This is a genomic window from Streptococcus sp. 210928-DFI.4.42, from assembly GCF_020554365.1.
Taxonomy (GTDB): domain Bacteria; phylum Bacillota; class Bacilli; order Lactobacillales; family Streptococcaceae; genus Streptococcus; species Streptococcus parasanguinis_S.
On sequence record NZ_JAJCHF010000004.1, the window covers coordinates 15,337 to 29,943 of the forward strand.

Annotated in this window: 13 protein-coding genes; 5 read left to right on the plus strand and 8 right to left on the minus strand. The window is 43.0% G+C overall.

All coding sequences use genetic code 11. From position 1 onward, the window contains the following. Positions 1-12 precede the first annotated feature (12 nt). From LIZ08_RS02335 to rpsF, 4 genes are all read right to left on the minus strand, one after another. Positions 13-534: a GNAT family N-acetyltransferase gene (locus LIZ08_RS02335; RefSeq protein ID WP_061590909.1), complete on the minus strand. Its 522-nt coding sequence runs from the start codon at positions 532-534 to the stop codon at positions 13-15. 277 nt (positions 535-811) lie between these two features. After that, positions 812-1,051, minus strand: a complete 240-nt coding sequence (rpsR, locus tag LIZ08_RS02340; RefSeq protein WP_000068664.1) for a 30S ribosomal protein S18 — start codon at positions 1,049-1,051, stop codon at positions 812-814. 41 nt (positions 1,052-1,092) lie between these two features. After that, positions 1,093-1,590 carry a single-stranded DNA-binding protein gene (locus LIZ08_RS02345; RefSeq protein WP_003008622.1) on the minus strand — a complete coding sequence of 166 codons (498 nt, stop codon included), beginning with the start codon at positions 1,588-1,590 and terminating at the stop codon, positions 1,093-1,095. 20 nt (positions 1,591-1,610) lie between these two features. Continuing rightward, positions 1,611-1,901 (minus strand): 30S ribosomal protein S6, encoded by a 291-nt coding sequence (gene rpsF / locus LIZ08_RS02350; protein ID WP_003005040.1) that lies wholly within the window; start codon positions 1,899-1,901, stop codon positions 1,611-1,613. A 303-nt stretch (positions 1,902-2,204) separates the two neighbouring features. On the opposite strand from rpsF, the gene LIZ08_RS02355 reads away from it, so the two are divergent. The 3 genes from LIZ08_RS02355 to LIZ08_RS02365 are packed head-to-tail and all read left to right on the plus strand — an operon-like array spanning position 2,205 to position 4,534. Next, positions 2,205-3,257 (plus strand): bifunctional glycosyltransferase family 2/GtrA family protein, encoded by a 1,053-nt coding sequence (locus tag LIZ08_RS02355; RefSeq protein ID WP_049474086.1) that lies wholly within the window; start codon positions 2,205-2,207, stop codon positions 3,255-3,257. Further along, positions 3,244-4,146, plus strand: a complete 903-nt coding sequence (locus LIZ08_RS02360) for a phosphodiester glycosidase family protein (protein WP_049474087.1) — start codon at positions 3,244-3,246, stop codon at positions 4,144-4,146. The genes LIZ08_RS02355 and LIZ08_RS02360 overlap by 14 nt, the downstream gene beginning before the upstream one ends. Next, a complete protein-coding gene (locus LIZ08_RS02365; protein WP_227038226.1) occupies positions 4,127-4,534 on the plus strand; it encodes a hypothetical protein in 408 nt (135 codons plus the stop codon). Before LIZ08_RS02360 ends, LIZ08_RS02365 begins: the two co-directional genes overlap by 20 nt. Positions 4,535-4,599: 65 nt before the next feature. Here the strand turns inward: LIZ08_RS02365 and LIZ08_RS02370 are convergent, their stop codons facing one another. Continuing rightward, positions 4,600-6,711, minus strand: a complete 2,112-nt coding sequence (locus tag LIZ08_RS02370) for a surface-anchored 5'-nucleotidase (protein WP_227038180.1) — start codon at positions 6,709-6,711, stop codon at positions 4,600-4,602. Positions 6,712-7,135: 424 nt separating this feature from the next. Here LIZ08_RS02370 and LIZ08_RS02375 point away from each other — a divergent pair, with 424 nt between their 5' ends. After that, complete coding sequence (locus LIZ08_RS02375) at positions 7,136-7,474, plus strand: CHY zinc finger protein (protein ID WP_080934958.1); 339 nt, start codon at positions 7,136-7,138, stop codon at positions 7,472-7,474. A gap of 46 nt (positions 7,475-7,520) precedes the next feature. Here LIZ08_RS02375 and LIZ08_RS02380 read toward each other — a convergent pair whose 3' ends face one another. From LIZ08_RS02380 to hutI, 3 genes are all read right to left on the minus strand, one after another. Beyond that, complete coding sequence (locus tag LIZ08_RS02380; protein ID WP_024054847.1) at positions 7,521-8,060, minus strand: biotin transporter BioY; 540 nt, start codon at positions 8,058-8,060, stop codon at positions 7,521-7,523. A 387-nt stretch (positions 8,061-8,447) separates the two neighbouring features. Beyond that, complete coding sequence (locus LIZ08_RS02385) at positions 8,448-10,832, minus strand: phosphoketolase (protein WP_049474088.1); 2,385 nt, start codon at positions 10,830-10,832, stop codon at positions 8,448-8,450. A gap of 290 nt (positions 10,833-11,122) precedes the next feature. After that, the gene (hutI, locus tag LIZ08_RS02390; protein WP_227038181.1) at positions 11,123-12,370 is read right to left on the minus strand and encodes an imidazolonepropionase; all 1,248 of its coding nucleotides are present in this window, start codon (positions 12,368-12,370) and stop codon (positions 11,123-11,125) included. 200 nt (positions 12,371-12,570) lie between these two features. Between hutI and LIZ08_RS02395 the strand changes: the two genes are divergently transcribed. Further along, positions 12,571-14,601 (plus strand): urocanate hydratase, encoded by a 2,031-nt coding sequence (locus LIZ08_RS02395; protein ID WP_227038182.1) that lies wholly within the window; start codon positions 12,571-12,573, stop codon positions 14,599-14,601. The last annotated feature ends 6 nt before the right edge of the window (positions 14,602-14,607 follow it).

Genomic DNA, 14,607 nt, shown 5'->3' on the forward strand with positions numbered 1-14,607 from the left:
TCCGTTTTTGTTTTACTGCATGTTCTTGTTCAATCTTTTTGAAAAATAGAGGACTAAGTCATCATTGTTTTCACAAGAACTGTAAGGGGCCAAGGGCTGATCCCTAAACCAAACTCCAGATCCATCAGGGGTATAGCCCCGTTTGACATACAGTCTTTGAGCTGGGCCATAGCCCGAGTGTAAACCAACCCCTAAAGTAACAATCTCTGATAGTAGCCGGACTCTTTTTTCTGCCTCCTCTAAGAGTTGATTCCCAATCCCTCGATTTCTAAATGGTTCAAAAACATTAAAATCAGATAGTTCAGGATAGACTCCCACAAAAGGGCCGTGCTTGGCAACAGGCAATATAGTGATATAGCCTGCCACAAATCCATCCGACTCAGCTACTAATACGTCCCTCTCTCTATTCTCCTGCTCCTGAAAATAGCTAGTCAAGATATCCTCTCTACCCGGCCACCCTTGGTGGATAAAGGCTTGAGAGATGTGCTCAATATCTGCCTCTATCATCCTCCTGATGATTACACCTTCCTTCATAGTTCCCTCCTTGATACCTTTCTCCCCTCATTATAGCATAATCAGAGCTTGGGAAATCAAAGAGCTTCACACGGACCTAACACACTATCACATTTCTATGCTCGCAAAAAAAAAATCCAAAGGGTCTGAAAAAGAGGTCCACTGGACCTCAACTCGCCCTTACATTTCCAGGCTCGTGAAAAAAAGACCCGTTAGGGTCTTACTCGCTTTTTTATTTTCAAGCTCGTGAAAAAGAGGTCCACTGGACCTGAAAAAAAGACCCACCCGGGTCTTTTCTTTAATCTTCGTTTACGAAAGGCATCAAAGCCATTACGCGAGCGCGTTTGATAGCTGTTGTTACTTTACGTTGGTTCTTCGCTGAAGTTCCAGTTACACGACGAGGAAGGATTTTCCCACGTTCTGAAACGAAACGGCTAAGAAGCTCAGTATCTTTGTAATCGACATATTCGATTTTGTTTGCTGCGATGTAATCAACTTTTTTACGGCGTTTGAATCCGCCACGACGTTGTTGAGCCATGTTTAATTCTCCTTTATAGTTTTAATTCGTTAAACCCATTCTTAGAATGGAAGATCGTCATCTGAGATATCCATTGGATTAGCTCCAAATGGATTTTCTTCACGACCAAAATTTGGCGCTGCATTGCTTGGTTCAGATCCACCAAAGCTTGGGGTTGCATTTCCAGCAAAACCACCGTTGCCTGATGAATAGCCACCACCTGCATGCCCTTCGCGTGCTGCACGGCTTTCCAATAGTTGGAAGCTGTCTGCTACGACTTCAGTGACATAAACACGTTGACCTTGCTGGTTTTCGTAATTACGTGTTTGAATGCGACCGGTAATCCCAATCAAAGCACCTTTCTTAGCCCAGTTGGCTAAGTTTTCTGCTTGCTGACGCCAGATCACACAGTTGATGAAATCGGCTTCGCGCTCTCCATTTTGACTCTTGAAGTTGCGGTTGACAGCTAGGCTGAAAGTAGCAACTGCTTGATTGCTTGGAGTGTAGCGAAGTTCAGCATCACGGGTCATACGACCGACAAGTACAACATTGTTAATCATAAGTCACCTCTGATGATTTCTTACGCGTCAACTTTTACGATCATGTGACGAAGAATGTCACCGTTGATTTTTGAAAGACGGTCGAACTCGTTAAGAGCTACAGCGTCGTTCGCTTCAACGTTTACGATATGGTAAAGTCCTTCACGGAAATCTTGGATTTCGTATGCAAGACGACGTTTTTCCCAATCTTTTGATTCAACAACAGTTGCACCGTTGTCAGTCAAGATAGAATCGAAACGTGCTACCAAAGCGTTTTTAGCTTCTTCTTCAATGTTTGGACGAATAATATAAAGAATTTCGTATTTAGCCATTGATAATGTTCCTCCTTTTGGACTAATGACCCCAAGTCTTTGCAAGGGGTAAGTGAGGTTTACTCACAAGAAACTATTATACCAGACTTTTGGAACAAAGGCAAGAATTATCTTTAGGATTTAAAAAATGATTTTTGACGTTCCCTTCGAGAAAAAAGAAAGAAATGTCCTAAAAAATGACATTTTATAGAAGAAACCCCTCCCCTTCTTTCTCCTCTTTCCTTAAAGAAAACTGATATCAGTTAGCTTTAAGCTTGAGTCTATATACTAGCTTCAACAAATCTCAAGAAACGAGGAACGATTATGAATTATCTTATCATCCCCGCCTATCAACCGGATCTGAATCTTGTCAAACTGGTTCGCTTGGTCCACGCTAAGAGCGATCTCCACATCATCGTGGTCGACGATGGGAGTGACGCTGACAAGAAAGCGATTTTTGACAAATTAGAGGGTCTTGCGACAGTTCTGACCCATGAGCACAACCAAGGAAAAGGGCAAGCACTCAAGACTGCTTATGCCTACATCCTAGAAAGAGGCACCTATGGAAGCATTGTTACAGCTGATGCAGACGGTCAGCACAAAATTTGGGATATTTTCAGGGTTGTTAACCAATCTCAAGAGCATCCTGGAACACTTATTCTAGGAGCACGCGCCTTTTCTGGAAAAGTTCCTTTACGTTCTGCTTTCGGGAATAAATTGACTCGCTTCTTGTTTAAACAACAAACGGGAGTGGCAGTCAGCGATACTCAGACTGGCTTACGGGCCTTCACTACAAATATGTTACCTTTCATGCTTGAGGTTGACGGACAGCGTTATGAATATGAGATGAATGTTCTCCTTGCAGCAAGCAAGTCCTTCCCCATTCTAGAAGTTCCGATTGAAACAGTCTACATCAATGACAATGAAGGTTCCCACTTCCGACCTATCCGAGATGGCCTCATGATCTACAAGGACATGTTTAAGTTTGCCCTCTCCTCTCTGAGTAGTTTTATCGTTGACTATCTGGTCTACGCTTTCTTCCTTTTCGTGATGATGGCTGTGCCCATTAGTCTTCGCATTCTCCTAGCGAACGGGATCGCTCGTGTGACGAGTTCCATTTTTAACTACTCGACTAACAAGCACCTGGTCTTTAAGAATAAAGACAGCGTCGCTAAAACAGGAAGTGGCTACTTTGGTCTAGCCCTCGGCCTCTTTATTCTCGATACGCTCTTGATTCGACTCTTCTATACTGCTTTCGGGCTCAATCTCCTGATCAGTAAAATTGTCGTTGGCTTCCTCCTCTTTCTGGTCTCATGGGTGATCCAGAAAAAAGTAATCTTCAAAGAAAGGACAGCTCCCCACCATGAAATTCTTTAAAAAATCCTATACCTATGCTGCCTGCTTTGGCCTTCTTTTGACCAGTAGTTTTAGCTACTCGATGCTCAAGACCTTTGTCTTATCCGATGCCATCCAAACCGTAAAAGCTACTACTACGGACACTAAGGCAGCCAAAAAAGCAGCTGCTTCAGCTACAACGACTGATACTAGCTATTCAGATGACAATATCCAGGTGAGCCTAACAGAAAAAACGATTGAAAATACCCAGGTTTACATTGCAGATATCACAGTCAGCTCGGCAGATTATCTCAAAACAGCCTTTGCACAAAACACCTACGGGACAAATGTAACGGCTAAGACTTCCGTCACTGCAGCTGAGAACAATGCTATTCTAGCCGTCAATGGAGACTACTACGGAGCTAATAGCACCGGCTATGTCATCCGAAACGGAGTGGTCTACCGCGATACGGTTCGGGAAGATTCAAGCAATGGTGACCTAGCCATTTACAAGGATGGATCCTTCAAAATTATCTATGAAGATGAGATCTCTGCAGATCAATTGGTCAAAGATGGGGTCGTCAATCTCCTTGCCTTCGGACCTTCCTTGGTTGAAAATGGTGAGATTACGGTCGATACGAACTCAGAAGTTGGACAATCCATGGCGTCAAATCCACGGACAGCGATTGGGATCATCGATGAAAACCACTACATTATCGTCGTGTCAGACGGACGGACTTCAGAGAGTGAAGGCCTGTCTCTCTACCAATTAGCAGAAGTGATGAAGTCTTATGGCGTTAAAACAGCCTACAACCTGGACGGGGGTGGATCTTCTACCCTTTACTTCAATGGCCAAGTTATTAATAAACCAACAACAAATGGTACTATCTCAGAAAGGGCGGTGAGTGACATTGTCTACATCGGTTACTAATCCTATTAAACAACGCTTGAAAAAGACCATCCTATGGTACATTCTTATCTCGGCTTTCTTCTTTGTCGGAAGTCGCATCTACGAACACTTTAGTTTTGGCGAAACCTCTGCCTTCATGCACTACCTCTTCTTGATTCCTTTGATCGGTGGCGCCTTACTAGTGCTTCTACAGTTGATGGTGAAAGGCTTCTCTCGCCTGAGCCTCAATCTTTGGAATTCAGGAGTGGCTACGCTCACAGCCGGGGCCCTCTACCGAGGGATTGTCAACCTCTCTGGTCGATCTACTACAATGGATCAACCCTATTATTACCTTGGAGTTGCCTTTCTAGCACTAGCTCTGATCAGCCTCTTCTTTGTCCGCAGTGTCTGGGTAGAGAAAACAGCCTAAGATCAAAAACGTCCGTTTCTTTATAGAACGGACGTTTTTTTGGAGTAAGTTAACGGATGAGCGACTTAGCCTTCACGTTTTTTGCTGGCTACAAATCCTGCTAAAGCTAGTGAGGTCATGCCAAAGAGGCTAAGGACGGTCGAAGCCAATTCTTCTTGACCTGTTTTTGGAAGACCAGTTGCTGGTGTAGCAGCTACTTCTGTTTGTCCACCCGTATGATAAGTGACAGCAACTGGTTTGTTTGTTGCCACTTCTTTTGTTTCGCTTGCAGCTGGTTGAGCTGGAGTTACTGAGCTTTCAGGTTGTGGAGTTGGGGTAACAGGAGTTACTGGAGCTACAGGATGAACTGGACTTACTGGATCAACTGGCGCTGGCTGTGGTTGTGGAGTTGGTTCTGGAGTTGGTTGAGGGGTTGGTTGTGGTTCTGGAGTAGGTGTTTCTTCTTCCACTTTTTCCACAAAGGTCTTATTGCCCAAGATTGAAGCAGACAACTTCTTCCCTGCCTTATTCACATCTTCGATGTATTGGATAAAGACTTCAGTATCTGGATTAATGGCACCGATCAATTTTGTATCACGGAAGACTGAGAAGCCATCTCCGCCACCATACAAGAAGTCGTTGATAATTGCCTTGTAGGTCTTGTTGCGATCAATTTCGGTTCCGTCTGCCTTGTAAGCTTTCACGACCTTATATGGATTTTCTTCTGTTGCATCAGCCGGTTTTGTATAGGTGTACTTGATCCCTGCCATTTGCAAGAAGTAAAGCTCTTTCTCATCATATTGTTGGTCCAAAGCTTTGTAGATTTGGTCCCCAGTGATTTCTACTACTTGGAGGATATTTCCAAATGGTTGTACTGCTTGAGCTGCACCCCAAGTTACTGTTCCGTCTGGTTTCACCACGAGGTCTGCACGGATTCCTCCATTGTTGGTGAAGGCAAAGTCAACATCTGGATAACCTGATTTTTTGGCAATATCTAGTTGCGCTGCTGTGACCAAATCTCCAACAGCACTTTTTTTTTGTGCATTCAATTCACGGGTAATATTTTCAGCCTTGTCTGCTGTACCGATTTTTGCTTCTGTTACTTTTTTAACCGTCGCATTGGCATCATCGATGATCGCTTGAACCTTGGCATCTTTTGCTTTGCCTTTAGATGGATCTACTGCAATAATTTTAGCAGTTGGAGCTTTAACAAAGTCAGCTGTATCTGTATCTAGGACTCCACGGACATCCGAGTAGGCTTTCCCTTGAGACGTACCTTGAACGATCAAGGTATTTCCAACCATCCCGTTTGTATATTGGTGGTTGTGGCCTGCAAAGACGATATCCACTGAGTTTTCAGGATAGATTTGGTTTAATTTTTTGATCATTTCTGCAGCCGGACCTTCTGCTACACCATTCTTACTAGTGGCAGCAACGTGGGCCAAGACAGCAATCGCATGAACCCCTTGGTCATTTAATTCACGCGCATATTTAGCAATCGATTCTGCTTCATCCAAAACACGGTATTGTTCATGATTTTTGCGCAAGACAAGATTTGGGAATTCTGTCGTAACAATCCCGATAAATCCGACCTTAACTGTCTTGTCATTGACTGGGATTTCTTTGATGGTATAAGGTTTCCAGTCAAATGGGATTTTGTTGGTATCCTTGTCGACCAAGTTGGCAATCACGACTTCTTGTTTAGAAGCTTCATGAGGATATTCATCGACGATCTTATTGAATTGACCAGGTGTTGGGGCTTCTCCCTTCATGATCCGGTTGAATTCACCAAGTCCTTCGTCAAACTCGTGATTTCCAAGGGTTCCGTATTCAAAGTTCATTTCATTGAAGACTTTTACAGTTGGTTCATCTTGAAGGAGGGCAGAGTTGGCTGGACTAGCGCCGACCATATCTCCCGCTTGCACACGGATGCTGGCATTAGGCGTTCCGGCATTCTCCGTTTCAAAGTCTTTTTGCGAATCGTTCAAATAGGTTGCCAAAAGTGGGGCTGTTCCTGCGTTTTTCACAGTTTCGCCTTCTAAACGAGCTGTCCCTGTTTGTTCCAAGGCACCGTGGAAGTCATTAACGCCCATGAACTGTACGGGCAATTCGTCTGCAAAAACGCTATTGATCGCAAAAACACTAAGACCCGCAGCGACCGCTAGGATACTGCTTTTCAAGATAATTTTTTTCTTCATAGAATACTCCATTTTCTAATGTAGAACACTTCTCCAAAAAGGAGAATGCAGAACAGTTGATTTGCTGCAATCAGCTCTTCCATTTTACTATTTTTTCGGTTTTACTTCAATATTTTCCTAGAAACTCTTACAATTTTATTAGAAAAACGCTTGATTTCCGAACTTATATCCAGCTGTCTTTTCTTTAGTTCCTAGATCTATAAATTGTTAAAAAAAATCAGTCCCTAAAGTTTCATCAAATAAGAACTGAAAACTATTGTTACGTAGAAGCATAAGATAGACACAATGAATCATGTGAATCGACTATACTTTTCTCCTAAAAATACAAATCATTTGTGCTATAATGTGGTTAATGGAAAATAGTAAAAGTACAATCACTAGAAAAACTCTCAGAAAGCAGGAACCTGATGTCCTGGGCAAGACAATTGCTTCTACTCCTTATCTACCAGTAGCACAAATTCATGGTCTCCTGGTAGATAAGGAAAGTAGGTGCCAACACTATCATTCTCCACTAGATATTGTTGCTCTAAAATGCTATGACTGTCAAAAATATTATGCCTGTTATCAATGTCATGATCATATAGAGGATCATAGATTTCGAGCTTATCCTTGCCACATAAGGCAGGATAAGGTAGTTATCTGTGGTGTTTGTCTACATGAAATGACTATTGAAAACTATCAAAAGTCTATCTCTTGCTCTCATTGTCACAGTCGGTTTAATCCAGCTTGCTCAAAGCACTATGACATTTATTTTGCAAAATAAAAAGATTGAAGACATTGTTCGTGTGAACAGAGCCTTCAATCTTTTTTTAGTTAAAGTAGCTATGATCTTTTAGTGCTTTTAAAACTGGCTTAGTCACCAAAGAGACGATGAGTCCTTTTAACAGGTCAGGAATGATAAAAGGTGTCAAACCGACAGCTACGGCTGTAGACCAACCCATATTTCCAAGGAAGTGAAGGGTGAGAATTCCACCGACAAATACTGGGACATCTCCTAAAACAAAAGCCAAAAAGATTTTCCAAATGGGTGTATCAGCATTGGTCAGTTTAGAAGTGATAAAGGCGAAAAGGGGATAGGCAAGTATATAACCAGCTATTGGACTAAAGAAGGTTTGAAAACCACCGCTACCTCCTGCGAAAACGGGTAGACCAATTGCACCGAGAATAAGATAGAGGAGAGCAGCAAGAGTAGCTTCTCTCGGTTTAAAAATGGCAGCCACCAGTCCTACAGCAAAGGTCTGTAAGGTGATGGGCACCGCTCCTATCGGAATGATGATTTGTGATAAGGAAGCAATGATAGCAGCTCCGAAGGCTGGAAGAACAATTGAAAAAGTATGATGTTGTTTCACTTTTAGTTAACCTCACTTTCAAATATGGTTAACCTATTATACCAGACAACTCCTCAATGGTCAACCAAAATATAAAAATAGGTTGACTGTAGAAACTGGAATTCGTTTGTAATTTTCTTTCTCAAGCAATCCCACTTTCCAGCACTCTTTTTATTTTATGAAATCATTCACCTAGTTACTGATGGGCTAATCAAATATTTTTAAAAAAATATCAAATTCTTTTACCGCTGGCATCATCAATGCAATCCACAAGGTGATTTCACCCTCTGTGGATAGAAGACTTCCACAAACTGATGAAACAGCGCTTAACTGTTTCAAAAAAAGCAAGTGGAAATGTAAAAGACGGTCTAAATAAGAAAAAAAGCCGGAATGCTCCGACTTTTTTTCTTATTTATTTACATTTTCCCATTTCCAGTTGTGCACTTCCGGAATGTCATCTCCGTTTTCACGGATATAAGCATTGTGGAAGGCAACTGTTTCATCCATTTGAGCTGCAAATGCGGATGCTTCTTCCCCAAGAGCTGCATTAGCAGCATCTTGTGCCAAGTGGAAGCGGTCCAACTCAGACATCACACGCATATCAAATGGTGTTGTGATATCTCCGTTTTCACGGTAACCATGTACACGAAGACTGTGGTTGTGACGGTTGAAGAAGATGTCACGAATCATGCCTTCGTAACCATGGAAGGCAAAGATGACAGGTTTGTCAGTCGTGAAGACTTTATCGAACTCTTCGTCAGAAAGTCCACGTGCATCTACTGATGGGTGACGCAATTTCAAAATATCCACAACATTGACAAAGCGGATCTTCAATTCTGGGAAGGCTTGGTGCAAGATTGTGATGGCTGCAAGAGCTTCAAGGTTTGGCTCTGTACCTGCAGCTGCAATGACAAGATCTGGCTCTTCATCTGCTGACACAGTTGATGCCCAATCGATCACCTTGTACCCTTCACGAACCAATTCTTCTGCCTCATCAGCTGAGTAGAATTGAGGACGTGGGTGTTTTGAAGTAACGATCAAGTTTACCTTGTCTTCTGCCTTGAAGGCTTTATCCATCACTGCAAGCAAACTATTAGTATCTGCCGGCAAGTACTCACGGATGTATTCAGGAGTTTTCTCAGCCAAGTGAGTCAAGATACCTGGATCTTGGTGAGTGTAACCATTGTGGTCTTGTTGGAAGACAGTTGAAGTTGCAATCAAGTTCAAGGCTGGGTAGTTTTTACGCCATGTTGTATGTGTCTTAGACTTACGCAACCATTTGAAGTGTTGAGTGATCATAGAATCCACAACACGAAGGAAGGATTCGTAAGAAGCGAAGAATCCATGACGACCTGTCAAGACATATCCCTCAAGCATTCCTTCTGCTTGGTGCTCTGACAATTGAGAGTCAATGACACGACCAGCAGGGCTCAAGGCTTCATCGTAGTCTGGTTTCATACGTCCTAACCATTGACGGCTTGTCCGTGTGAAGACTTCTTGAAGACGGTTTGATTTGGTTTCGTCTGGACCGAAAATACGGAAGTTATCTGGGTTTGCATCTACTAAGTCTGCCGCATACTTACCAAATTCGATCATGTCTTGAGCCATGATTTCACCTGGTGTGTTGAATTGAAGGGCATGTTTCTTCCAATCAGCTGTGTTCATTGGTTTGATCACACCAGCATTTGTGATTGGGTTCATAGCCATGCGACGGTCACCTTTTGGTGCAATTTCCGCAATTTCCGGAACTAGTTTTCCAGTTTCGTCGAACAATTCAGCTGGACGGTAAGATTCCAACCATGAAAGAAGGGCATCGACATGCTCCATGTGGTGAGCATCTACTGGGATTGGCACTTGGTGAGCACGGAATCCACCCTCGATTGGTGTTCCTTCCCATGCTTTTGGACCAGTCCAACCTTTAGGAATACGAGCAATCAAGACAGGGTATACTGGTTGAGTTGCTTCTTCAGCAGAACCTTTACGAGCTTCTGCTTGGACTTTCTTGATTTCTTCAATTGCTTCATCCAATTTTTCAGCGAACAAAGCGTGTGCAGCTTCGTGGTCTTCTGAAATTGCAGTGACATTCGCAAAGATTGGTTTCCAACCAAGACCTTCAAAGAAGAGGGCCAATTCTTCGTCTGTTTTGCGTTCGAAGATGGTTGGGTTGTGGATCTTCCCACCGTTGAGGTAGAAGATTGGAAGGATAGCCCCATCGTTGACTGGGTTCAAGAAGGTATTTGACAACCAACCAGCCATCAATGGACCTGTTTCTCCTTCACCGTCACCGATAACTGTGGCAGCAATCACATCTGGATTATCCAATACAGCACCAGCAGCGTGAGAAAGGGCATAACCAAGTTCTCCACCTTCGTGGATAGATCCTGGTGTTTCAGGCGCTGCGTGAGAAGCAATTCCTCCTGGGAATGAGAAGATCTTACACAAGTGTTTGAAACCTTCTTCATTTTGTGGGATATTTGGATTCAATTCAGTATAAGAACCATCTAAGTAAGAGTTCGATACCATTACTTGTCCACCGTGACCTGGTCCTTCAATGTAGAACATATCCAAGTCATATTTGTTGATGGCACGGTTCAAGTGAGCATAGATAAAGTTTTGTCCTGGTACAGTTCCCCAGTGTCCGATTGGGTGAGCCTTCAAGTCATTTTCAACGACTTCGCGCTTCAACAATGGGTTATCTTTCAAGTACATTTGAGCAGCTGAAATGTAGTTGGCTGCACGCCACCAAGCGTCTACTTTATCCAAGTAAGCTTTGCTGTTATAATCGACAGTCATCTTGTCTCCTCACAATTTCTAGACAGGTCTGTTGAATAACCTGTTCGTTTGATCAATAGTTTAAACAATCTGTTTTCAATCAAACAGATGATATTGAAGAAAATATTCAATATTACTTCTATTCTATCAAGAATTTCCCTTTTTGTACATCAGAAAGTAAGAAAAATATTCTTTGAACGTCAAATTTTAATTTCCTACTAAAGTGGTTCCATTCCCTACAGGGATAGGTTTTAAAAAAAGACTTTGCTGATTTTTGCAAACCAGCAAAGTCCCAAATGAAATGGAGTCAGTTAAATGACTTTTTGACCTTTCTTGTAGACATCTGTCACGAGATTTGTCGCAAAGAAATAGAAGAGATAATCTAGATTTGGTGCATCAAAGATGGTAATGTCGGCCTGTTTGCCAACATCGAAAGAGCCGATTGTTTTAGCACGATCAACTGAATAGGCCGCATTGATGGTCACTGCATTGAGAATTTCTACTGGAGTTAGGCGCATCATGAAGCAACCTAGATGCATGGCAAACTGGAGATTGGCTGTTGGACAAGACCCTGGGTTGCTGTCCGTTGTTAGGGTAATGGCCATCCCAGCGTCCAACATCTTACGAGCCGGTGCATAAGTATCTTCCATCAAGCTAAAGGTTGTGGCTGGTAATAGATTGCCAATCACTTTTGCTGCAGCTAGTTTTTGAATACCTTCATCGGTAATCACCATCAAGTGTTCTGCGCTGGTAGATTCCAATTCAGCCGCCACATCAACACCACCGATGGACTCGATCTCATCCGCATGAATCCGTAATTTGAAGCCCATTTCCTTGGCTTTTGACAGAAGATAGCGAGACTCATCTGCTGTAAAGACACCCTTTTCACAGAAGATATCACAGAATTCAGCTAACTTTTCTTCCTTCACTTTTGGAAGCATTTGCTCAATGATGAGATCTAAATACTCTTGAGAACGGCCCTTATACTCTGTCGGGATCGCATGGGCTGCCATAAAGGTTGAAACCAGATCAATTTCATGGTCACGGTCCAAGGCAGCTACTACATCTAGTTGGCGTTTTTCCGTTTCCCAATCCAAACCATAGCCACTCTTAGCTTCAACGGTGGTCACTCCATGACGCAACATATAGTCCAACAATCGTTTGGACTTGTTATAGAGATTGTCAAAAGATGCTTCACGAGTTGCCCGAACAGTGCTCAGAATTCCACCGCCTTGAGCGAGGATGTCTAAGTAAGAAACACCCGCTAACTTTTTCGCAAATTCATGTTCACGACTACCTCCGTAGACCAGGTGGGTATGGCAGTCGATCAAACCAGGAGTCGCAACTTTCCCTTCACAAGATTTTACTTCCGTATGGTCATCGATCAGTTCTGGATCTGGTTGACCTGTTCCAACTGCAAGAATTTTTCCATCCTTAATAGCGATATAAGCATCGGATAGGATTCGCGCTTCTGCCATCTCTTTTCCATAGAGAGGATGGCCTAGATCATTTGGACAAAACAACTGGTTAAAGTGGGTTAAGATTACATCAGCAGACATATGAAAACATTCCTTTCTATTTCCATTGTTATTCATTTTACAATTCTACAGGAAAAGCGTCAAAAAAAAGTCAAAAAGTTTCTCCCTCATTATTTTTTGCTTTATTAAAAATTAAATTTATTTTTGACTCTTTATTGACGTTTCTTGGATACAATAAAGAAAATATAAATTCATAGTCTACACATAAGGAGGTTCCTACTATGTCATTTATAGACGATAAAGAAATTGCAGCTGCTATGTCTGTCAAACTTGACTTTGATGTCCTTCCTGAAAAGGCAACTTTTCAAGAAGGCATCCGTCGTGCACCTGATAGAGGCTTCCGCTTAACGCAAGCTCAGACTGAGATTGCTCTTAAGAACGCTCTGCGTTACATCCCTAAAAAATTCCACCAAGAATTGATTCCAGAATTTCTGGAAGAACTAAAAACTCGCGGTCGGATTTATGGCTATCGCTTCCGTCCAAAAGATCGGATCTATGGAAAACCAATTGATGAGTACAAAGGAAAATGCACTGCTGCTAAGGCTATGCATGTTATGATTGACAACAACTTGAGCTTTGAAATTGCCCTTTATCCATATGAATTGGTCACTTACGGAGAAACAGGTTCTGTCTGTGCCAACTGGATGCAATACAACTTGATCAAGAAATACTTAGAAGTCATGACAGAAGACCAAACCTTGGTGGTTGAATCTGGTCACCCTCTCGGCCTCTTCAAGTCTAAACCAGAAGCTCCTCGCGTCATCATTACCAACGGTCTCTTGATCGGTGAGTATGACAACATGCGCGACTGGGAAATTGCTGAAGAGATGGGCGTTACCAACTACGGTCAGATGACGGCTGGTGGTTGGATGTACATCGGTCCTCAAGGGATCGTTCACGGTACCTTCAACACTCTCCTTAATGCTGGACGTCTTAAACTCGGTGTGCCTGATGATGGCGACTTAACTGGTAAACTCTTCATCTCATCTGGTCTCGGTGGTATGAGTGGAGCTCAAGGGAAAGCAGCTGAAATTGCAAAAGCTGTTGCCATCGTTGCAGAAGTAGACCGCTCTCGAATCGAAACCCGTCACTCTCAAGGTTGGATTAGCCAAGTAACCGACAGTGCCGAAGAAGCTGTGAAATTGGCTCAAGCAGCCCTTGAAGCTGGTGAATCTACTTCTATTGCCTACCATGGAAATATCGTAGACTTGCTCGAATATGTCAATGAACACAATGTCCACGTTCATCTCTTGTCTGACCAAACCTCTTGCCACAACGTTTATGATGGTGGCTATTGCCCAGTTGGGATTAGCTTTGAAGAACGGACACGTCTGCTGGCAGAAGACAAAGAAACCTTCCATCGCTTGGTTGATGAAACCTTAGCTCGTCACTTCGCAGTGATTAAAGCTTTGACTGCTAAGGGCACCTACTTCTTCGACTATGGTAATGCCTTCATGAAATCTGTTTACGACTCTGGCATCAAGGAAATTTCTAAGAATGGTTTGGATGACAAGGACGGCTTCATTTGGCCATCTTATGTAGAAGATATCATGGGACCTATGCTCTTTGACTATGGTTATGGTCCATTCCGTTGGGTCTGCCTCAGCGGTAAACACGAAGACTTGATTGCAACTGACCACGCTGCTATGGAAGCGATCGATCCAACTCGTCGCTACCAAGACCGCGACAACTACAACTGGATCCGCGATGCTGAAAAGAACCAATTAGTCGTTGGTACGCAAGCTCGTATCCTCTATCAAGATTGTATGGGACGTGTCAATATCGCTTTGAAATTTAATGAACTCATTCGCCAAGGCAAGATCGGACCGGTCATGATTGGACGTGACCACCATGACGTATCTGGTACAGATGCTCCATTCCGTGAAACATCCAATATCAAAGATGGATCGAATGTTACTTGTGATATGGCCGTTCAATGTTACGCTGGTAACGCTGCTCGAGGTATGAGTCTTGTTGCTCTCCACAATGGTGGTGGTACTGGTATCGGTAAGGCCATCAACGGAGGATTTGGTCTCGTCCTAGACGGTAGTCACCGAATCGACGAAATTATCAAATCTGCTATTTCATGGGATACCATGGGCGGGGTTGCTCGTCGGAACTGGGCACGGAACGATCATGCTATCGAAACAGCGATCGAGTACAACCGTCTCCATGCAGGAACAGACCACATCACCATTCCTTATCTGGCAGATGAAGATTTGGTCAAAGAAGCCGTTCAAAAATTGTTTTAACATCAA